Here is an 18951-nt window from a genome sequence, read left to right on the forward strand (position 1 = left end):
CGACTATTGGTACCGGCGAATGACCCCGACCACGACCCCTTGAATCATGACATCGGTTTCCGGAAAACGGAGGGGTTGAACGTTCGGGTTGGCCGGCTGCAGCCTGACCCACCCGCCGGCCTCCCGGTAGTACCGTTTGACCGTCGCCTCAGCCCCGTTGACCAAGGCGATGACCATCTCGCCGTTGTCGGCCGCTTGCCGGCCCTGGATGACGACAAAATCGCCGTCGACGATGTGATCGTCGATCATGGAATCGCCCCGGACCTTGAGGGCGTAGTTGGGGCCCCGGCGGCTCAGCATCTGGTCGGGTACCGAGAGGGTCTCGCCGTGGACGACCGCCTCGATCGGGGCTCCGGCCGCCACGAGGCCCAGGAGCGGAATCTCGGTGGCCCCCGCCGTGCCCTTCGGCGGCAGGACTTCGATCGACCGGCTCTCGTTGTAGGTGCGCCGGATGTAGCCTTTTCGTTCCAGATTGGTCAGATGCTCGTGAACCGTCGCGAGCGACTGGAACCCGAAATGCTCGGCGATTTCCTCAAAACTCGGCGCATAGCCATGGTCGCGGATGTGGAGCTCGAGGTAGCTCAAGATCTCTTTTTGACGCTTGGTCATGGCCATGGATGGTCTCCTGAGGGCACGGGGCTCAACGCCAGACCCGAAACTATCCCAAAGTACCCGAACGCGGCCCGAACCGCAACCAGGAGGTCGTTGTCGCCATGGAACTTGGCAACTACTTATCTTGGTGGCTTCCGCCGCCGGGGCCGCCAATTCGGCCCGAGTGGAGGTCGTCCGGACTGACCTAGGGGAGAGACTGACCACCGACATCGATTCCGCGGAGGCGAGCCGTGGGCAGGCCGAACTCGACTGGCCGATCGAGGTCGTGGTGGTCCCCACGGTTCGGGACGCCGACGGTTTGGCCTTGAGCAGTCGGAACCGGTTCCTGTCCCCTCCCGAACGTCAGCAGGCCTTGGTGCTTTCCCGGATGCTTCGGACGGTGGAGTCCGCCTGGTTGGCTGGCGTGCGAGGCGGAGCCGCGTTGCTCGAGGTTGGGCGCGAGGTGTTGGCGAGGGTGCTGGCGGTCCGCATCGACTACGCGGTGATCGTCGATCCGGCGCGGCTCGACGCCCTCGACGCGGTGGTTCCCGGGGCGATCGCGGCCGTCGCGGCGCGGGTGGGCACCACCCGATTGATCGACAACGTGATTCTTGCCGAGCGCGGATCGTGATCCCGGCCTGGGCCGCCATGGGGCCGGATCGCCTCGCTCATGTGCAGCGGGTCGTCGGGCTCGTCGATCAGTGGGCCGTCGCCATGCGGGTACCCGAGTCCGAGCGGCATCGGTGGCTTCGGGCCGCGTGGCTGCACGATGTGCTCCGCGATGCCGACCCAACCGAGTTGGCGCGGTGGGCGCCCGATGCGGTCGGTCCGATTGACCTCTGGCATGGGCCGGCCGCCGCGGCTCGCGCGCTGGCGGCAGGGGAAACCGACCGGGGCGTGCTCGACGCGGTTCGGTTTCACTCGGTTGGCTCCGCCGACTGGGACCGGGCCGGCCAGGTCCTCTACTGCGCCGATTTTCTCGAGCCCGGCCGGGAATTCGACCGTGCTGCCCGGGCCGCGTTGGCCGAGCGCCTGCCGACCGAGTTCGATGCGGTGTACTTCGAAGTGGTGCGACGGCGGCTGTCGGATTTGATTCGCTCCGGATGGACCCTTCCCGATTCGACGGTTCGTTTATGGAATTCGCTGGCAAGCTCCGGGTAGCCGCCATCGCGGTCGTGGCCCTGGCGGGGGTGGTGGCGGCAGCGCTGGTGTGGCGGGGAGCCGGTGCGGCGGACCTCGTCGGTGCCCAGGCTCCCGCCGCGCTACCGGGGATCGTCATCGAGGTTCGAAACGGCACCTCGCGGAGCGGCTTGGCCAGACAGGCAGCCCGGTTGCTTCGGGAGCGAGGAGTCGACGTGATCTTCGTCGGTACCTCGTCCGCCCGGCCAGACTCGACCACCGTATTGGTTCGGCGGGGAAGTGTGGTTCGGGGGCATGAACTGGCCCGGCTACTCGGCGGAGCGCGGGTTCGGTCGGAGCCCGATTCGCTGCTCCGGGTGGATCTCACAGTCCTGCTAGGCGCCGATTTTCGGCTCCCGAAGGGGCGCCTTCCCCTGTAGGTCCCTTGCGTCGCCCGTTACCGCGATCACGATATCCATGACGTTGGTGCCGGTCAGACCGGGGCGGAGGAGTCCGCCGATGCTGGCAAGGGCGGGATGGGCATCGTGGCGAGCCAGCGCCCGACTGGGGTCGAGGCCCGCTGCCCTGATGGCGGCCCAACTGTGGCGATCGACAACCGCGCCGCCCGCCTCGGTCGGACCGTCTCGGCCATCAGTGCCCCCCGCGAGCAGGACGATGTCTTGATCGCTCGCGGTGGCCGCCAGGATCTCCGCTGCGGCGATCGCTAATTCTTGGCAGCGCCCCCCGAGCCCGTGATCCTCTCCCAACGAGACCGTGGTTTCACCGCCCCAAATCCAGGCCCGGGGCCCGCCGGCGTCCGCCGCCACGAGCCGGCCGAGGGTCCGTCCGGCCTCGGCGGCGTCGCCGGTGAGCAGGGTGTCGGTTTCGACGACCTGGTAGCCTAACGCCCGGGCTCGCTCCGCGGCGTGGACCCGCGCGACCGCGTTCGATCCGATCACACGGGACCGGACGCCGGCAAAGGCCGAGTCGGCGGGCTTCGGCGTTTCGGGCAGGTCGCCCCGTTCCACCCGGTCGAGCACCCGCCATGCGAAGTCGGGCACGGTCACGGATCGCGGTACCCGCTGGAGGATTCGCCGGATCTCGCCGGCGGTGGACGGATCCGGCGCGGTCGGGCCGGACCCGATATCGGCCAAGTCGTCGCCGGGGACGTCGGACAACGCAAACACCCGGAGCGTCGCGGCGCGGAGGGCGTGGGCCAGGCGGCCGGCCCCCCACTGGGAAAACCGCTTCCGAACCCGGTTCAAGTCGCCGATCGGGAGACCGGATTGGCCGAGGGCCCGGATGAGCACCAGGTATTCCGTCGGCGATACTTCGGATACCGGGGCGCCGATCAGGCTGGTGGTGCCTCCCGACAGCAGGACCCAGACGTCCTCGCGGGGCTCGATCTCGGCGACCGCGACGGCCAGGGCGCCCGCGGCGGCCGTCGAGTTCCGGCCGGGGAGCGGATGATCACCGGCGACCCGGATCAGCCGGGGGTCGGGCGGGCTCCCGGCGTCGGGCGTCACGACCAAGCCGCCGGCAATCGGCACGTCGAGACGGTCGAGGTGCTGGACCGCGGCGGCGGCCATCGCGTAGGACGCCTTGCCCAGGGCGATCAACCGGACCCGCTCCGGGGGCGGTGTGGTGGCGAGCGCCTGGGTCAGCGCCCGGCTGGGTTCGACACCGCGGATGGCGGCGTCGTACATTGAGATGGCGTCGTGGCGGAGTTGGTCGAGTCGGCGAGACACGGCGGGCAATATACCTCCATCCCTCACCCGAGTGACGGTCGGATCACCGAGCATATTCCCCGGATTTTATGGACTCCACCGGCTCCCGGCCGAGGCGGAGCGACGCTTGGCGGGCCGGTTCGCGATCGACTGGAATACCGACGACCGGGATCTGCCGCCCGAGCAATTGGTTGAGCTCAGCACCCAGTACGACGGCCTGGTCACGACCGTGACAGATCGGCTCCCTGAGTCGGTTTTCGCCGCGAGCGGGCGCCGGATTCGGGTGGTCGCCAACTTCGGCGTGGGGGTAAACCTGATCGACCTCGCGGCCGCCCGGCGCCAGCGGGTGGTCGTGACGAACACACCCGATGTTCTCACGGACTGCACCGCCGATCAGGGGTGCCTTGGCGAGGAACGACACCGGCCGGGGAACGAAGGTCAAGAGCAGGAGCGGGTCGACGAGACCGTTCGGATGATTGATTGCGAAGATGACCGGGCCCCGCGGCGGTACCCGATTGGTCCCGGACACGTCGATGCGGCGAAAGAAGAGTCCGAGGATCCAGCCGAGCGTCGCGCGGAGGACGGTGCGGAGCATCGGTTACCCGGTCGGGGCCGGCTTGGCGGCGCGCCGCCGTTTCGCTTCCATCTCAACATAGAGCTGGCCGCAGGCAGCGTTGATGTCGAGGCCCCGGCTCCGGCGGACGACGGCTTCGATGCCGGCCGCTTTGAGGCGTTCGGCAAAGATCCGGATCCGGTTGCCCGAACTCGGCACCAGCCCGTCGCCTCCGCCCGGATGCAGCGGCAAGAGGTTGACGTGGGCTCCCAGCGGTTTCGCGATGGCAGCGAGTTGGTCCGCGTCGTGGTCGGAGTCGTTGCGGTCCCGGATCATGACATACTCGAAGGTGACCCGGCGGCCGAAACGGCGCGCCGAGGCGAGGACCTGATCGAGGGGATACTTCTGCTCGATCGGCATCAGCCGGATCCGGGCGTCGGGGTTGGCCGAGTGGAGCGAGATAGCCAGCCGGAACTGTTCCGGCCGGTTCCGGAGCGCGTCCATCCCCGGCAGAATCCCAACGGTTGAGACGGTGATGTGCCGGGCCCCGATCCCGAGGCCGGCGGCGTCATTGAGGATCGTCAGGGCGGTGTCGACCGCGGGCCAGTTGAGGAGCGGCTCGCCCATGCCCATGAACACGATGTTGGTGGGGCGGTCGTCCGGGTTGGCCAGAATGATCTCACGGGCCTGGGCCGCGATTTCGCCGCCGGAGAGATTACGGCGGAAGCCCATCCGCCCCGTCGCGCAAAAGACGCAGCCTAACGCGCAGCCCGCCTGCGAGGAAATGCACAAGGTCCGGCGGGTTCCGCTTGGAATCAGGACCGACTCCACCGCTTCACGGTCGGCAAGGCGCCAGAGGTACTTCTTGGTCCCGTCCGCGGAAACTTCGACCGATGCGGCCGTCAGCCGAAGGAGGGGCCAATCCTTGGCCAGTGCCTCCCTGAGCGTGCCCGGCAGCTCGGTTGCGTCGCTCCAGGAACCGATCGGCGCAATCCAGAGCCGGCGGAGGATTTGGTCGGTGCGGTAGCCGGGGAGGGCGTGCGCCGCGACCCAGGTGTCGATCGTGGAACGCGCCTCGGCGGGCGACAGGTCGAGAATGCTGGGGGCCATGGCGGGAAAGGTAACGATCCACCACCGGGCTGGCGAACACCCGGAAGAACTCACGTAACTCCTCTTGTTCCAATTGCTTGCCCGCAGGCAACCGGCGGCGTTACGTTTGGCCAATTATGCTATCATCACCCGACCGAACGGCCCACCGAACCCATCGCGCCGGCTCTCTGACCAAGGCGAACCTCGGGCAGACCGTCCACGTCGCCGGCTGGGTCCACCGCCGCCGAGATCTCGGCGGCTTGGTGTTCCTCGATCTCCGCGACCGCGACGGGCTTCTGCAACTCTCGTGCAGCCCCGATTGGAGTTCCGCCGCCGTGATGGCGTGCGCTGGTTCGCTCGGGGTCGAAACCGTCATCCTCGCGACCGGGCGGGTTGAACTCCGGCCCAACCCGGCCCGCGACGCGGACATGACGTCCCGGGAAGTCGAAGTCTACGTCACCGAGTTGGTCGTGGTCGGGCCCGCGGGTACCCCGGCTATTCCGGTGGCCCGGAAGGACAACGAAGAGCTCTCGTCGGAGGAACTCCGGCTGCGACACCGGGTGCTCGATCTCCGTCGCCCCGAGTTGCAGCGGAATCTTGTGTTGCGCCACCGGTTGGCGCAACGGGCCCGGGGCGTGCTGAGCGACTTGGGGTTTCTCGAGGTCGAAACCCCGATCTTGACCAAGCCAACCCCTGAGGGGGCCCGGGACTACCTGGTGCCCTCGCGGGTTCATCCGGGCGAGTTCTATGCCCTGCCGCAGTCGCCCCAGATCTACAAGCAACTGCTCATGGTGGCGGGATTCGATCGCTATTTCCAGATCGCCCGTTGTTTCCGCGATGAGGACCTTCGGGCCGATCGGCAGCCGGAGTTCACCCAGATCGATATCGAGGCCTCGTTCGTTTCGGCGGATGACGTCATGGGGTTCATCGAAGCGGTGCTCGAAGGTCTCTGGGCGGAGGCGGGCCAGCCGGTGCCGATCCCGTTTCCCCGCCTCACGTTCGCCGAAGCGATGGAGCGGTTCGGGATCGACAAGCCGGACTGCCGGTTCGGGCTCGAGATCAGCGATCTCACCGCGCAGTTAGGCGCGGACCGGGCCCCCTTCCTCTCGGACGCCGGCCGTGGCGGGATTCGGTTCCGCGGGATCCAGGTCCCCGCGGCTGCCGCGCTCACCCGGAAGGACTTCGACGCCCTGACCGAGACGGCCAAAGACGCGGGGGCTGGCGGCTTGGTCTGGATGAAGCGCGGGGATGCCGGCTGGGAGGGGCAGGGCGTCAAAGCGGTCGGGGCCTCGGGCACGGCGGCGTTGGCCGGTTCCCCCGGCGACGTGGTGGTGGCGGTGGTCGGGCCGGACCGGATGACGTCGCCGGCGCTCCATGCCGTCCGGACCGCGCTGATTCGCCGGTTGGGGTTGGAGCCGTCGCGGAAACATGCGTTTCTCTGGGTGATCGATTTCCCGCTGTTCGAGCCCGACCCGGCCACCGGGCAGCACATTTTTGTGCACCATCCGTTCACCTCGCCCCACCCCGACGACGCCGAATTCCTGGAGACGGATCCGGGCCGGTGCCGCGCCGTCCATTACGACGCTGTGTACAATGGCAACGAACTCGGCAGCGGGTCGATCCGCATTACCGATCCCGCCCTCCAGGCCCGGGTCTTCAAGCTGTTAGGCATCGAGGCCGATGATCAGCGGCGCCGGTTTGGATTCCTCCTCGATGCCTTGGCCACCGGGGCCCCGCCGATGGGTGGGTTCGCCATCGGGTTCGACCGCGTCGTCATGCTGCTCGCCGGCGCCACCTCGCTCCGCGATGTGATTGCGTTTCCGAAGACCACGGCGGCCCGGGCCCTCTTCGAAGGGGCCCCGACCCCGGTCGAGCAGAAGGATCTCGATGTCCTGAACCTGGCGATTTGCCCGGCGAATCCGGGGGTACCCGGTGTCTGAAGAAATGACCCAGCGGTTCGGGGTTGAAGGGGCCGACCCGCTGCTGCTCGCGGGGATCAACGACGCCAACTTGGTGGAACTCGGCCGGGTCTTGGGCGTTCGCGCCACCCTCCGGGGCGACACCCTGGCGGTCTCGGGGCCCGGCGAGCAGGTCGATCGGGCCTCACCCATCGTCCAGGGCCTCATCGATCTCGCGAGGATCGGGGAAGCGGTGACCCCCGATGTGATCAGCCGGTTGGTCACCGACGGCGTCATCCCGGCCGATCTCGCGGCCCCGGGCGAGGGGCGGATCCTCCTGCCCGGCCTCCGCCGGGCGATCCTCCCCAAGACCGTGGGTCAACGGGACTACCTCCAAGCCATCTCGCAACACGACATCGTCATCGGGATCGGACCCGCCGGTACCGGCAAGACCTATCTGGCGGTTGCCAAGGCCATTGAGGCGCTGGCCCGCAAGCGGGTCCGCCGGATCATCCTCGCCCGTCCGGCGGTCGAGGCAGGCGAGTCGTTAGGCTTTCTGCCCGGTGATATTCAGGCCAAGGTCGACCCGTACCTCCGGCCGCTCTACGACGCGCTCGAAGACATGATGCCGCGTGATCGGGTCCAGAAGGCCATCGAGAGCCGGACCATCGAAATCGCTCCGCTGGCCTACATGCGGGGCCGGACGCTGGCGGACGCATTCATCATTTTGGACGAGGCCCAAAACGCCACCGGCGCCCAGATGAAGATGTTCCTGACCCGCCTCGGCGTGAACAGCAAGGTGGTGGTCACCGGCGACAAGACCCAGGTCGATCTGCCGAAGCGCGAGGATTCGGGGCTGATCCAGATCGAGCGAATCCTCCCGGGTATCGACGGCTTGGTGTTCCATTACCTCACCGAGGCCGATGTGGTACGCCACCGGTTGGTTCGCGAAATCATCCGTGCCTACGCCGAGGATCAGAGCGGCTGAGCGGCGCCGAGCCGGGGCCGGCGAGGCAGCCGTCGTGACGGTTGCCGGTCGGCACCCGCCGGTGTCCCGGGTCCGAGTGGTTCAGGTCGTCCGCGGCGTGCTCGCCGGGGAGCGGGCGCGGGTGGCGATGTCCGTTACCTTCGTCGGGCCGACGCGGATCCGCCAGCTGAATGCCCGGTGGAAACACGCCGATCGGACCACGGATGTGCTGGCGTTTTCGCTCCCGCTCCCCGACGGGGGTCGGCAGGGTGACGTCTACATCTGTCGGGCGATGGCGGCGGGCGAGGCCAAGAAACGGGGTATTGCCGTGGGCGAGGAATTGGTCCGGCTGGTGATCCATGGCACCCTGCACGTGCTCGGCTACGACCATCCGGAGGGTGACGGGCGGGTCCGGTCCACGATGTGGCGGCGCCAGGAAAGGTACCTCGCGTGTCTGGGTTGATCACCGCGCTCCAGCTTGGTGTCGCGCCAATCCTGGCCGGCCTCTGCACGCTCTGGGCCGCGTTGGTGGCGCTCGCCTCGGAAAACGATGCCGGCTTGCCCCGGCTCCTCGGCCCGAGCACAACCGGTGATCACGCCTCGCTCAACCCGGCTCGCAGTCTCCACGTCATTCATCTCGCGCTCCTGATGATCAGCGCGTTCCTCGCTGGGCTCGCCTTGGCTTGGTGGGCGTGGCCGTTTCCTGAGTCGCTGCTTCGGTTGGCGCTCGCGGTCGCCGTCGTGTGGGTCGTGGGCGATCTCCTGCCGAGGCTCTGGGCCGCCAACGAACCCGGGCTGGTCCGATTCGACGGCCGGGTGGCGACGGGATCAATTGCCCTCTTTCAGCCGATTCTCCGCCTGGTGGCCTGGGCCGATCGGGGTGGCCGCCCCCTCGACAATGTCCGGTCCGGCCGGGGCGGGGACCAGGACGTTCGCGAACGACTGTCCGGCGTCTTCAGCTTGAAGGACATGACGGTCGAGGAGGTCATGACGCCCCGGATGGATGTCATCTCCGTCGACCTCTCGGCGGTCAAGGGCCAAGTGCTCGAAACCTTGCGGGCGGCGGAACACTCGCGACTGGTCGTCGTGGACGGCGATCCCGACAACGTGGTGGGAGTCATCTACGCCAAGGATCTCCTGGCCAGCGGCATCTTGCTCGAACAGCCCGATTGGCATCCGTTGGTCCGTCCGGTCGAGTTCGTTCCCGAGGCCAAGCGGCTCGATCGCCAACTCCGGGATTTCCAACGGGGAGCCGGCCACTTGGTGGTCGTCGTCGATGAGTTCGGGGGCACCTCGGGCATCGTGACGTTGGAGGATGTGCTGGAACAGATCGTCGGCGAAATCCAGGATGAGCATGACACGGAGGAAGCGCTCCCGATGGTCCGGACCGGCGACGGGGGGTTGACCGTTCAGGGTCAGGTCCCGCTCGTCGATTTGGAGGCGGAGCTGGAGTATCAGTTTGGCCGTGACGATGTCGGCACCGTGGGCGGATTGGTCTTGGCGCTCGCCGGGCGGGTTCCCCGCGCTGGTGACGCGGTGCCGGCCGGCGCCTATACCCTGGTGATCGACCAAGTGGCTCGGCGCCGGGTGCGTCGGGTGACCGTCCGGCCCACGGTGGCCGCGCCGGCCTCCTCGCCGGGAGATCGCCCGTGATCTGGCTGGCGGTCGGCATCGGCTTGCTGGTGACCCTGCTCGGGGCCACCGAAACGGCGGCGTTGATCACGGTGAGCCGGTCCGATCTGGCCGACGCGGTGTCCCGTCGTTTGAAGGGCGGGGCGGAGACCCTCGATTGGTTGGTGGACGCCGAGCGAGAACTGGCCGCGGCCACGGCCACCACCGGTCTCGGCATCGCGATTCTGGCGGCGGGTCTTTCCGCGGTGTTCGATGTGGCGACCGGCACGTTGCCATTATGGGGCGTCTTGGTTCTGCTCTTGTCGGTGGCCCTCCCGTTCGTGCTGTTCAGCGGATACGTCCTGCCCCATTGGTTGACCGCGCACCGGGCGTCCTGGGTTGCCGACCTGCTCCGGCCGCTGTTCAAGCCATGGACGCGGGTGGTGGCCTGGTTGCTTCCGGCCCCGACCCAGCGGCCCGCCGCAGACGTCCGGGCGTTGTGGCGCGAGGGCGCCGCGGGGGCGTTAGGCACCTCGGATGAGTTGGTGATGGTCGGCAACGTCATTACGTTCGCCGAGCGGCCGGTCCGGGAGCTGATGACCCCGCGGACCAAGCTGGTGGCCATCCCGGAGGGTGCCGGGTACGACGAGATCCAAGCGGCCTTCATCCACAGCGGTTACAGCCGCCTTCCGGTGTATCGCGGCACGCTGGACGAGGTGGTCGGCATGGTCCACGTCTTCGATCTGCTGAACGTCAAAGACGCGGCGCCGGTGCCGATCCGGCCGGTTGGGGCCACCCCGGCCAGCCGGGCCTCGGGTGATGTGCTGCTCGACATGCAACGGGAACGCCGGCATCTGACCGTGGTGTTGGACGAATTCGGCGGCACGTTAGGTATCGTGACGCTCGAAGACTTGCTCGAGGCGATGGTCGGCGAGATCTTCGACGAGCACGACGAGACCGCCGAGCGGAAGGCGCCCGATCAGTTCAGCCCGTGGGAAACAACCGGAGCCGCCGAGGTGGCCGAACTCGAGGACCGCTTCGGCGTCGCCCTCCCGGCCGGTCCCTCCCAGTCGGTTGGCGGCCGGTTGGCGGAATTGCTGGGCCGGTTTCCGCGCCCGGGCGAACGGCTCCGGGTGAGCGGTCTCGAGTTCGATGTCCTCGGGGCGACGGCCACGCGGATTGAACGCCTGCTGGTTCGGCGTGCCGGGGCCGGCCCAGTGCTGCTCGATCGGGAAAGGCGATGACCGGCGACGACGCCTGTCGGCTCTTGGCCCTGGTCCGGAACGGCCAGATTGCCGACTTCCTGGCCGAAGCCGAGGAACTCGGGGCCGCCGATCTGGCCGACGTGCTGGCTGAGGCTGACGAAGACGAGCGGGTTGAAATCGTCAAGCTCCTGCCGCCCTCCCTCTCCGGGTCGGCGCTCTGGGAGTTGCCGGAGGAGGAGCACGCCGAAGACACGCTGGCGGCGTTGGAGCCCGGCGAAGCCGCCGAGATTCTCGAAGGGCTACCGGACGACGATGCCGCGGATTTGCTCGAGGACCTCGAACCCGAAGAGCAACGGCGAATCCTGGCGGAAGTCGAAGATCCCGAACAGCGCGAAGAGGTCGCCGACCTGCTCCAGTACGACCGGGAGACCGCCGGCGGCCTGATGACGTCCCAGGTGGTGACGGTGATGGAGCACGAATCGGTCGGGCAGGGGCTCGACGAGATTCGGCGCCAGGCCGACGAGCTCGAGGATTTCTCCGAGGCCTACGTCGTCGACGGTGAAGGGCGTTTGAAGGGCATCATGTCGTTCAAACGCTTGGTCCTCTCGGCCCCGGACCGGCCGTTGCGGGAGGTCATGGAAGATCCCGACGTGACCGTGCCGCCGGAGATGGACCAAGAGGAAGTGGCCCGCTTGATGGGGCGCTACAACGTGTCGGCCATTCCCGTGGTCAATCGCGACCAACGCCTGCTCGGTCGGATCACGTTCGACGATGTGATGGACGTCGGCGAGGCCGAAGCCACCGAAGACCTCCTCCGATTCGGCGGCGTCTCGGGCGACGAGGACCTCGGCGCCGGCTGGCGCGAGGCGGTCCGGAGCCGGCTGCCGTGGCTCCTCGTCAATTTGGCCACCGCCTTCTTCGCGGCCATGGTGCCCCTGTTCTTCAGCGGCACCATTGAACGGCTGGGGTTTCTGGCGGCCTTCATGGGGGTGGTGGCCGGGATGGGCGGCAATACCGGGACCCAAGCCCTCGCCGTCAACGTCCGGCGGTTGGCGCTCGGTCTGATCGACTTTCGGGAATTCTGGGAGGTCATTCGGAAGGAAATGGTGGTCGGGGGGATCAATGGTGTGGCCACCGGATTCGTGGCCGGCCTCGTCGCCACCGTCATTAAGGGGAACCCGATGTTCGGCGTGGTGGTGTTCTTCGCCATGACCGGCAACATGCTGGTGGCGGGCTTCGCCGGGGCTTTCATCCCGATGATCCTCAAGCGGTTCGGGATCGACCCGGCGCTCGCGTCCTCGGTTTTTGTCACCACCTTTACCGACACCTGCGGGTTCTTCTTTCTCCTCGGGCTCTCGACCTGGCTTCTCCTCTAGCCTGAAGCTGCCTAACCCCATTTGCCGCCGCAACTTGCGTGTGATTGCCCGGGGTGCCAGTTTTCCCTGTAATGGAACCCAACCCGTTACTTGCCACCTTGACCGTTGAACACCCCGCTGCCCTGGCGCGGGCGATTTCAATCGTGGAGAACGGCCGCCCGGGTTTCGAGGAACTGCTCTCGGCTCTGCATCCGAAGCTGGGTCGGGCCCATCGGATCGGCATCACGGGTCCGCCGGGCGCCGGAAAATCGACCTTGACCCATGAACTCGCGGCCGCCTATCGCGCCCTGGACCTAACGGTGGCCGTCGTGGCGGTCGACCCGACCAGTCCGTTTACCGGCGGCGCCCTCCTCGGCGACCGGATTCGAATGGAAGGGGTAGCGCTCGATCCGGGGGTCTTCATTCGGTCGATGGCCACCCGCGGCTCGCTCGGCGGCCTCGCGACGAGCACCCGGGAGGTCTGCGATGTTCTCGATGCCGCGGGGTTCGACCGGATCCTGATTGAGACCGTGGGCGTCGGCCAGTCGGAACTCGATGTGGCCCGAATGGCGGATTCGACGGTGCTGGTGCTGGTGCCCGAATCGGGCGATGGGATCCAGACCCTCAAGTCAGGGGTGATGGAGATTGCCGACCTCTTTGTGGTGAACAAGGCGGACCGCCCGGGGGCCGAGAAATTGCGGTCGGAAATCGAGGTGACCCTCGGGATTCGGAAGGGGAATGCCCTCCGCCGGATCAAGGGCCATCACGGGGTCTCGCTCAAAAAGTTGGGCGTCAAGGACGTCCCCCCGACGCCGGAGCCGGCCGGGTGGGAGCCGCCGGTGCTGCTGGCGTCCGCCGCGAAGAGCGAGGGCGTCGCTGCCATCGTGGCGGCGGTCACGGCCCACTATGCGGCCATCGAGGCGACGGGTGAGCTGACCGAGCGCCGTCGTCGCCGGCTCGCCCTCCGGACCCGCGAAGTGGTCAGTCGGGCCGTCGAGCGTTGGGTGTGGCGGGAGGCGACCACCGAGGCCTTGATCGCCGATCGGATCGATGACATGGTCGCAGGCCGGACCAGCCCGTACGAAGTGGCCGCCCTGGTGGTGGCCGGACTGAAGGAAGGAGCGCTTTCATGAGTCACGGCAATGCGTCGGCGTCGGACTTGGCCAGCCGTCTGGCCGATCGGGAACGCGAGCTCGCGGAACTGACCCGCGAAGTCGAGGCGTGGCGGGCCGAGTTCGGCCGCCTGCCGTTTCGGTCGGACGGGAATTTCACTTCGATCTCCGGGCGGTCGGTTGAGCCGGTCTACACCCCCGCCAACTTGGTCGACACCCTGGGTGGGGACGGGATGCTCCCCGGTCGGTTCCCGTACACTCGCGGCATTCACCCGACGATGTACCGCGGGAAACTCTGGACGATGCGGCAGTTCGCCGGGTTCGGCACCGCAATCGATACCAACCGACGGTACCAATTCCTCCTCGAACGGGGCCAGACGGGTCTCTCCGTGGCCTTCGATTTCCCGACCCTGATGGGGTATGACTCGGATCATCCCCGATCCGAAGGCGAGGTCGGCAAATGCGGGGTCGCGATTTCGAGCCTGGCCGACATGGAGACGCTCTTCGAGGGGATTCCCCTCGATCAAGTCTCGACGTCGATGACCATCAACGGTCCCGCGGCGATTCTCTGGTGCTTCTACATCGCCGCCGCCGAAAAACAGGGCGTTGACATCGCCAAACTCCAGGGGACCGTCCAAAACGACATGTTGAAGGAGTACCAGGCGCAGCACGCCTGGGTCTATCCGGTCGACCGGGCAATGAAGATCATCGTCGACATGTTCGAATGGGGTGCGGAGCACACGCCCCGTTGGAACACCATTTCGATTTCCGGCTACCACATCAGGGAGGCCGGCGCCACGGCGGCGCAGGAGTTGGCGTTCACGCTCGCCAATGGCTTCTCGTACATCGAACACGGAATCGCCCGCGGGTTGGCCGTCGACAGTTTTGCGCCCCGGCTTTCGTTCTTCTGGGATGTCCATAACGACTTTTTCGAGGAAATCGCCAAGCTCCGGGCGGCCCGTCGGATTTGGGCCCGTCACCTCCGCGATAAGTATGGCGCCCGGGACGATCGCAGCTGGAAGATGCGATTCCACTGCCAAACCGCCGGCGTGAGCTTGACCGCGCAACAGCCGCTCAACAACGTGGCCCGGGTGGCCTACCAGGCCCTGGCCGCGGTGCTGGGCGGAACCCAGTCGCTCCATACCAATGCCCTCGATGAAACGCTGGCCTTGCCGACGGAAGAGTCGGTGCGCGTCGCGCTCCGGACTCAGCAAATTCTCGCCTACGAAACCGGCGCCGCAAACGTCGCCGATCCGTTGGGCGGCTCCTACTATGTCGAGGCGCTCACCGACACGATGGAGCGCGAAGCCGAAGGCCTCTTTGCCGAGATCGATGCCCACGGTGGCGTGGTCAAGGCCATCGAAAAGGGCTGGTTCCAGCGGCAAATCGCCGCGTCGGCGGCCCGGTTCCAGGATGAGGTGGATGCGGCGACTCGGGCGGTGGTCGGCGTCAATGCGTTTGTCGAAGATGAACCCGACCGTCCGCTCGAAACCCTCCGGGTCGGCGAGGAAGCCGATCGGACCCAGCGCGACCGGCTCGCGACGCTCCGGGCGGCCCGGGATGCCACCCGGGTCGGCCACGCCCTCGCCGAACTCACCCGAGCCGCCGAAGAGGAAAGGAACGTCATTCCCGCGATGCTCGACTGCGCTCGGTCGTATGCCACCTTGTTCGAAATTCGCCATGCCCTCGAACGGGTCTATGGCGCCTACAAAGAACCGGTGTTCTTTTAAACATGCCTAACACGAAACCGTTACCCCGGCCGATTCGCGTCCTGGTGGCCAAGCCCGGGCTCGATGGCCACGATCGCGGCGCCAAGGTCGTGGCGGCCGCCCTTCGCGACGCCGGAATGGAGGTCATCTACACCGGCCTCCATCAGACCCCGGAGATGATCGCGACGGCCGCCATCCAGGAAGACGCCGACGTGGTCGGGCTCTCGATTCTGTCCGGTGCCCACATGACGCTCTTCCCGCGGGTCCGGAAGCTGCTCGATGCCCAAGGACGCCCCGATATCCTGCTGACCGGCGGGGGCATCATTCCGCCGGAAGACATCGAGAGTCTGGCCAAGCAGGGTGTCGGCCGGCTGTTCGGGCCCGGCACGCCCCTGGCCGATTTGATCGACTACATCAACGCGTGGGCCGCCGATCATCTGGAGTAATCGATCCGAAGGGACCTCCTCGTGAGAACCTCGCTCATGACCCGGCCGCCGGGCCCTGGCACCCGATGCCCGTGACCTCCGAACCGGTCGTCCTCTGGCTCGGGCTCGCAGGGCTGCTCGCAGGGTGCGGCCCGCCGACCCTGCGGCTCGCTCCGCCACCGTTAGGCGCCGAGGCGGTGTCGTTGCTGGGTGACACGCTCTGGTCGGTCACCCTGTCCGCCGCGGAGGGTCAGGCCCGGGTCAGCCAGTTGGCGGAGGCGAAGCGCCGGGCCGGCGCCCGGTGGGACGATCTCAACACCCGGTTGCTGCTCGGACGCCGAACCGCGGCCATGGGTCGGCTCCGCGAAGCCATCGATATCTATACAGAGGCTATCGAAGCCGATCCGACCGACCCCCGGCTCTTCCGCCGCCGGGGTGAGTTGCTGTTGCTGGTCCGGGAACCTGATTTGGCGGCCCGCGATCTCGAGCGGGCCGCCAGCCGTGCCCGGGAGAGAATCTCGCCGGACGGCCGCCGATTCGCTCCCCCGGTCATGGAGTTTCTGGAGGGCCCTGACGGTCAGCTCAGCGGCGCCGGGGTGCTCCATAGCAGCCAGTTGCTGTTGGGCATGACTCACTTCATCCGGGGCGATTACCGCCGGGCCTATCCAATGCTCGTGGCCGCCGCCCAGTCGGCCGACGACGCCGACGGCATTGCCACGGCCTCACTGTGGCTACTGTTCACCCTGCGGCGCGCCGGGCGGCTCGCGGAAGCGGGCCAGATCGCCAAAGTCATCCCCGCGGACCTGCCGGTCGTCCATCGAACCGCCGAACTACGGCTGCTCCAGGCGTTTGCCGGGACGCTCTCTCTCGACTCGCTGCAGCGAGGCCTCGGCGGCGACATTCAATCGGAGGCGGCCGGTCTGTACCTGTACGGGCTCGGATCCACGCTGTTGGCCCGCGGTCGCCAGGCCGAGGCGGCGGAAGCGTTGGACGAGGTCCGTCATACCACGAACTGGGCGTCAATCATCTATGTCGCGGCCGAGGCGGACTTGGCGCGGCTCCGCCGTCCGTGTCTCGAGCCGAATCCGGTTCGGTTCCCCGACCACCGTTGGAATCGCTGTCTCGTCACCGCCATTCAATAGCAACCTTCACGATCGAGAATCACCTCGTGCCGTCTAAACCCCCGCCCCCGAAATCATCTCGACTCCGGTCCCTGACCGGCGAGTACCGTTCCCTAGCCGAGAAACTCCGCGCCGGCGGCGGTCCGGACCGGGTGGCGAAGATGCATGCCCAAGGCAAGCTCTCGCCCCGGGAACGAGTGGAGCGGCTCCTCGATCCGGGCACGCCGTGGTTTGAGATCGGCCTCTTGGTTGCCTACGACCGATACGACGGCCAAGCACCGGGTGCCGGGGTGATCACCGGCGTCGGGGTCGTCGAGGGCCGCGAGGTGGTGGTCGTCGCGAATGACGCCACGGTCAAAGCCGGCTCGTGGTGGCCCGAGACCATCGCGAAGATCCTCCGGGCCCAGGAAATCGCGATGCGCCAGCGAATTCCGATCATTTATCTGGTCGACAGCGCCGGCGTGAACCTGCCATACCAAGGCGGCGTCTTCCCCGGGCAATACGGGGCGGCCCGGATCTTCTACTACAACTCGATCATGCGGCGCTACCTCCACGTGCCCCAGATCGCCGCGGTCATGGGCAGTTGTGTGGCGGGCGGCGCCTACCTTCCGGCGTTGTCGGACGTGATCTTCATGGTCGACGGCACCAGTTTCATGGGCCTTGGCGGTGCTAACCTCGTCAAGGGAGCGACTGGTCAGGCCGTCGATGGCGAGACCTTGGGTGGCGCCAAGACCCACACCGAAATCAGCGCCGTGGCCCACTATCTCGCGGCGTCCGATGCCGAATGCCTGGTCAAGATTCGCGAGTACGTGGCCCGGCTGCCGCGGTTGCCCGGCGTTGCGCACCGGATCGCGGAGACCGTCGCGCCGGCCCGGCCGGTGGACGATCTGTACGACATTCTGCCCCAGGATCACCGGATGTCATACGACATGCGCCATGTCTTGGCCTGCCTGCTCGACGGCGGCCGGCTCGAGGAGTTCCAGCCGGCGGTGGCGGCGGAAATGATCTGCGGCCACGGCCGGCTCGAAGGCCGCCCGGTGGCCGTGATTGCCAACCAGCGGGGATTGATCAAGGCCAAAGCCGGCGAGCGGCCGCATTTCGGCGGCATCATCTACACCGAGAGCGCCGAAAAGGTGGCCTATTTCATCGAAACCGCCAGCCGCGAACGGATCCCGATCCTGTTCATCCAAGACGTGAGCGGCTTCATGGTCGGCCCGGAAGCCGAGCACTCCGGCATCATTCGCGCGGGCGCCCGCTTCGTCGAGGCGATGGCGACCGCCGTCGTGCCCCGGATCGTCCTCACGGTCAATCACGCCTCCGGCGCGGGGTACTACGCCATGGCGGGGCAGGGCTTCGATCCGGACTTCATTGTGTCCTGGCCCACTGGTCGGATGGGTGTCATGGAGGGCGAGGCGGCCGTCATGGCCGTCCACGGACCCACCATCGAAAAGGCCAAACAGCTCGGCAAACCGGTGGCGCCTGAGGTGGAAACCTCGATGGCTCAGATGCGAGCCGACTACGACCGCGACCTCGATGCCCGGCACGCGGCGGCGAGGGGACAAGTCGATGCGATCATCACGCCGGAGGAAACCCGGGGCATCCTGTCGCTCCTGCTCAAGGCCGCAGCCAACTACGCCGGACCGCACCTGGGCGCGTTCGTGCTGCCGCCGATCGATGACCATGGGCGCTAGCCGGCTCGGGGCGCTGGTCGCCGTTGCCGTTCTCGCCGCCTGTGCCGGCCGGCCGGGCCTCGGTGGGAAACCGGTTCCGAGGACAAGAGCGGCACCAGTATGGCGTCGCCCCACGTGGCGGGGGCGGTCGCGCTCCTGCTGTCAGCCCTCCAGCCAGAGCGGTGCCCCTGGACGTCGGAGCAGGTGAAGCCAGCCATCGTGGCGACCGGCGGGCGCTGCCGGCGTCGCTCCGGGTCGATCAGGGGGGCGGGTTGCTCGACCTCGTCGCCGCGGATCGGGTGCTCCGCCGGTTGCCTGTTGGCGCCTCGGTTCGGCTGGCTGTTGGCGGGGTGCCGGGAGCCGGAGTGTACCGGATCCTCGACCCCAACCGGCCGGCCACTGACACGACCGTCATGGTCGAGATCCTGGGATCGTTAGGCGGCCCAGTCCGCCTGACGTCGAATACCGCTTGGGTCGAACCCCCTGGGCAGGTGCAGCTCACCCCCCCGCAGACGTCGGTGCCGATTGGGCTCAGAGGGTCGGCCCTCCGGGACCCCGGCGTCTTCGGCGCCCGGGCTCGCGGAACGATCCAGCCCGGCGGAACCCAGCGGGTGTTCTTCCCGCTCGGCCAACTGCTGGTCGAGGTCAATGGCTCCGGCTGGGGCCGGGAGGTCCGGCTCCCCGAGCCGCTCCCGCCGATCATGCGGTGAGCCGATTCCGCTCCCCTCCGCAGTAATTCGGTCGTCCTCGCGGTAATTTCGGTTACCGCACCCCGTCGGCCGGGTGCCAGATTGTCGGC

Annotated in this window: 18 protein-coding genes and 1 pseudogene; 16 read left to right on the top strand and 3 right to left on the bottom strand. The window is 67.6% G+C overall.

Going from position 1 to position 18951, the window contains the following annotated elements; genetic code table 11:
* Positions 1-3 precede the first annotated feature (3 nt).
* Positions 4-615, bottom strand: a complete 612-nt coding sequence (gene lexA, locus EXR94_04540; GenBank protein ID MSR01995.1) for a transcriptional repressor LexA — start codon at positions 613-615, stop codon at positions 4-6.
* On the opposite strand from lexA, the gene EXR94_04545 reads away from it, so the two are divergent.
* The 3 genes from EXR94_04545 to EXR94_04555 are packed head-to-tail and all read left to right on the top strand — an operon-like array spanning position 608 to position 2150.
* Positions 608-1222, top strand: a complete 615-nt coding sequence (locus EXR94_04545; protein ID MSR01996.1) for a hypothetical protein — start codon at positions 608-610, stop codon at positions 1220-1222. The two genes, lexA and EXR94_04545, sit on opposite strands and share 8 nt — an antisense overlap.
* On the top strand, positions 1219-1752 hold the full coding sequence (locus EXR94_04550) for a hypothetical protein (GenBank protein MSR01997.1): 534 nt from the start codon (positions 1219-1221) through the stop codon (positions 1750-1752). Before EXR94_04545 ends, EXR94_04550 begins: the two co-directional genes overlap by 4 nt.
* On the top strand, positions 1695-2150 hold the full coding sequence (locus EXR94_04555) for a LytR family transcriptional regulator (protein ID MSR01998.1): 456 nt from the start codon (positions 1695-1697) through the stop codon (positions 2148-2150). Before EXR94_04550 ends, EXR94_04555 begins: the two co-directional genes overlap by 58 nt.
* Here EXR94_04555 and EXR94_04560 read toward each other — a convergent pair.
* Positions 2106-3512, bottom strand: a complete 1407-nt coding sequence (locus tag EXR94_04560) for a DUF4147 domain-containing protein (GenBank protein MSR01999.1) — start codon at positions 3510-3512, stop codon at positions 2106-2108. The two genes, EXR94_04555 and EXR94_04560, sit on opposite strands and share 45 nt — an antisense overlap.
* Here EXR94_04560 and EXR94_04565 point away from each other — a divergent pair.
* Positions 3421-3831, top strand: a pseudogene (locus EXR94_04565) (hypothetical protein). The gene EXR94_04560 and the pseudogene EXR94_04565 overlap by 92 nt on opposite strands.
* Before the next feature lie 204 nt (positions 3832-4035).
* On the opposite strand, the gene rlmN reads toward EXR94_04565, so the two are convergent.
* Positions 4036-5100 (bottom strand): 23S rRNA (adenine(2503)-C(2))-methyltransferase RlmN, encoded by a 1065-nt coding sequence (gene rlmN / locus EXR94_04570; protein MSR02000.1) that lies wholly within the window; start codon positions 5098-5100, stop codon positions 4036-4038.
* A gap of 116 nt (positions 5101-5216) precedes the next feature.
* Here rlmN and aspS point away from each other — a divergent pair, with 116 nt between their 5' ends.
* The 12 genes from aspS (at position 5217) to EXR94_04630 (ending at position 18590) form a co-directional block, all read left to right on the top strand.
* Entirely contained in the window at positions 5217-7019 is a 1803-nt protein-coding gene (aspS, locus tag EXR94_04575; GenBank protein MSR02001.1) for an aspartate--tRNA ligase, read from the top strand.
* Positions 7020-7023: 4 nt separating this feature from the next.
* Positions 7024-7965: a PhoH family protein gene (locus EXR94_04580; GenBank protein ID MSR02002.1), complete on the top strand. Its 942-nt coding sequence runs from the start codon at positions 7024-7026 to the stop codon at positions 7963-7965.
* Positions 7901-8407 carry an rRNA maturation RNase YbeY gene (gene ybeY, locus EXR94_04585; GenBank protein MSR02003.1) on the top strand — a complete coding sequence of 169 codons (507 nt, stop codon included), beginning with the start codon at positions 7901-7903 and terminating at the stop codon, positions 8405-8407. The genes EXR94_04580 and ybeY overlap by 65 nt, the downstream gene beginning before the upstream one ends.
* The gene (locus tag EXR94_04590) at positions 8395-9597 is read left to right on the top strand and encodes an HlyC/CorC family transporter (GenBank protein ID MSR02004.1); all 1203 of its coding nucleotides are present in this window, start codon (positions 8395-8397) and stop codon (positions 9595-9597) included. Before ybeY ends, EXR94_04590 begins: the two co-directional genes overlap by 13 nt.
* The gene (locus EXR94_04595; GenBank protein MSR02005.1) at positions 9594-10799 is read left to right on the top strand and encodes a CBS domain-containing protein; all 1206 of its coding nucleotides are present in this window, start codon (positions 9594-9596) and stop codon (positions 10797-10799) included. The genes EXR94_04590 and EXR94_04595 overlap by 4 nt, the downstream gene beginning before the upstream one ends.
* Positions 10796-12136, top strand: coding sequence for a magnesium transporter (mgtE, locus tag EXR94_04600; GenBank protein ID MSR02006.1), 1341 nt, complete (start codon positions 10796-10798; stop codon positions 12134-12136). The genes EXR94_04595 and mgtE overlap by 4 nt, the downstream gene beginning before the upstream one ends.
* A gap of 71 nt (positions 12137-12207) precedes the next feature.
* Positions 12208-13248: a methylmalonyl Co-A mutase-associated GTPase MeaB gene (gene meaB, locus EXR94_04605; GenBank protein ID MSR02007.1), complete on the top strand. Its 1041-nt coding sequence runs from the start codon at positions 12208-12210 to the stop codon at positions 13246-13248.
* Positions 13245-14957 (top strand): methylmalonyl-CoA mutase, encoded by a 1713-nt coding sequence (locus EXR94_04610; protein MSR02008.1) that lies wholly within the window; start codon positions 13245-13247, stop codon positions 14955-14957. The genes meaB and EXR94_04610 overlap by 4 nt, the downstream gene beginning before the upstream one ends.
* A 2-nt stretch (positions 14958-14959) precedes the next feature.
* On the top strand, positions 14960-15382 hold the full coding sequence (locus EXR94_04615; protein ID MSR02009.1) for a cobalamin B12-binding domain-containing protein: 423 nt from the start codon (positions 14960-14962) through the stop codon (positions 15380-15382).
* 65 nt (positions 15383-15447) lie between these two features.
* Positions 15448-16503, top strand: a complete 1056-nt coding sequence (locus EXR94_04620) for a hypothetical protein (GenBank protein MSR02010.1) — start codon at positions 15448-15450, stop codon at positions 16501-16503.
* 140 nt (positions 16504-16643) lie between these two features.
* Entirely contained in the window at positions 16644-18173 is a 1530-nt protein-coding gene (locus EXR94_04625; protein MSR02011.1) for an acyl-CoA carboxylase subunit beta, read from the top strand.
* Positions 18174-18212: 39 nt separating this feature from the next.
* Entirely contained in the window at positions 18213-18590 is a 378-nt protein-coding gene (locus EXR94_04630; protein MSR02012.1) for a hypothetical protein, read from the top strand.
* Positions 18591-18951 lie beyond the last annotated feature (361 nt).

This window comes from Gemmatimonadota bacterium (assembly GCA_009692115.1).
In the GTDB taxonomy this organism is placed as follows: Bacteria; Gemmatimonadota; Gemmatimonadetes; order Gemmatimonadales; family GWC2-71-9; genus SHZU01.

Bases quoted from the DNA above. Each gene is read 5' to 3' on its own strand.
- EXR94_04620 (MSR02010.1), top strand. From the start codon at position 15,448: ATGCCCGTGACCTCCGAACCGGTCGTCCTCTGGCTCGGGCTCGCAGGG.
- ybeY (MSR02003.1), top strand. From the start codon at position 7,901: ATGTGGTACGCCACCGGTTGGTTCGCGAAATCATCCGTGCCTACGCCG.
- aspS (MSR02001.1), top strand. From the start codon at position 5,217: ATGCTATCATCACCCGACCGAACGGCCCACCGAACCCATCGCGCCGGC.
- EXR94_04580 (MSR02002.1), top strand. From the start codon at position 7,024: ATGACCCAGCGGTTCGGGGTTGAAGGGGCCGACCCGCTGCTGCTCGCG.
- EXR94_04555 (MSR01998.1), top strand. From the start codon at position 1,695: ATGGACCCTTCCCGATTCGACGGTTCGTTTATGGAATTCGCTGGCAAG.
- EXR94_04625 (MSR02011.1), top strand. From the start codon at position 16,644: ATGCATGCCCAAGGCAAGCTCTCGCCCCGGGAACGAGTGGAGCGGCTC.
- meaB (MSR02007.1), top strand. From the start codon at position 12,208: ATGGAACCCAACCCGTTACTTGCCACCTTGACCGTTGAACACCCCGCT.
- EXR94_04545 (MSR01996.1), top strand. From the start codon at position 608: ATGGCCATGGATGGTCTCCTGAGGGCACGGGGCTCAACGCCAGACCCG.
- EXR94_04615 (MSR02009.1), top strand. From the start codon at position 14,960: ATGCCTAACACGAAACCGTTACCCCGGCCGATTCGCGTCCTGGTGGCC.
- EXR94_04560 (MSR01999.1), bottom strand. From the start codon at position 3,512: ATGCTCGGTGATCCGACCGTCACTCGGGTGAGGGATGGAGGTATATTG.
- mgtE (MSR02006.1), top strand. From the start codon at position 10,796: ATGACCGGCGACGACGCCTGTCGGCTCTTGGCCCTGGTCCGGAACGGC.
- rlmN (MSR02000.1), bottom strand. From the start codon at position 5,100: ATGGCCCCCAGCATTCTCGACCTGTCGCCCGCCGAGGCGCGTTCCACG.
- EXR94_04610 (MSR02008.1), top strand. From the start codon at position 13,245: ATGAGTCACGGCAATGCGTCGGCGTCGGACTTGGCCAGCCGTCTGGCC.
- lexA (MSR01995.1), bottom strand. From the start codon at position 615: ATGGCCATGACCAAGCGTCAAAAAGAGATCTTGAGCTACCTCGAGCTC.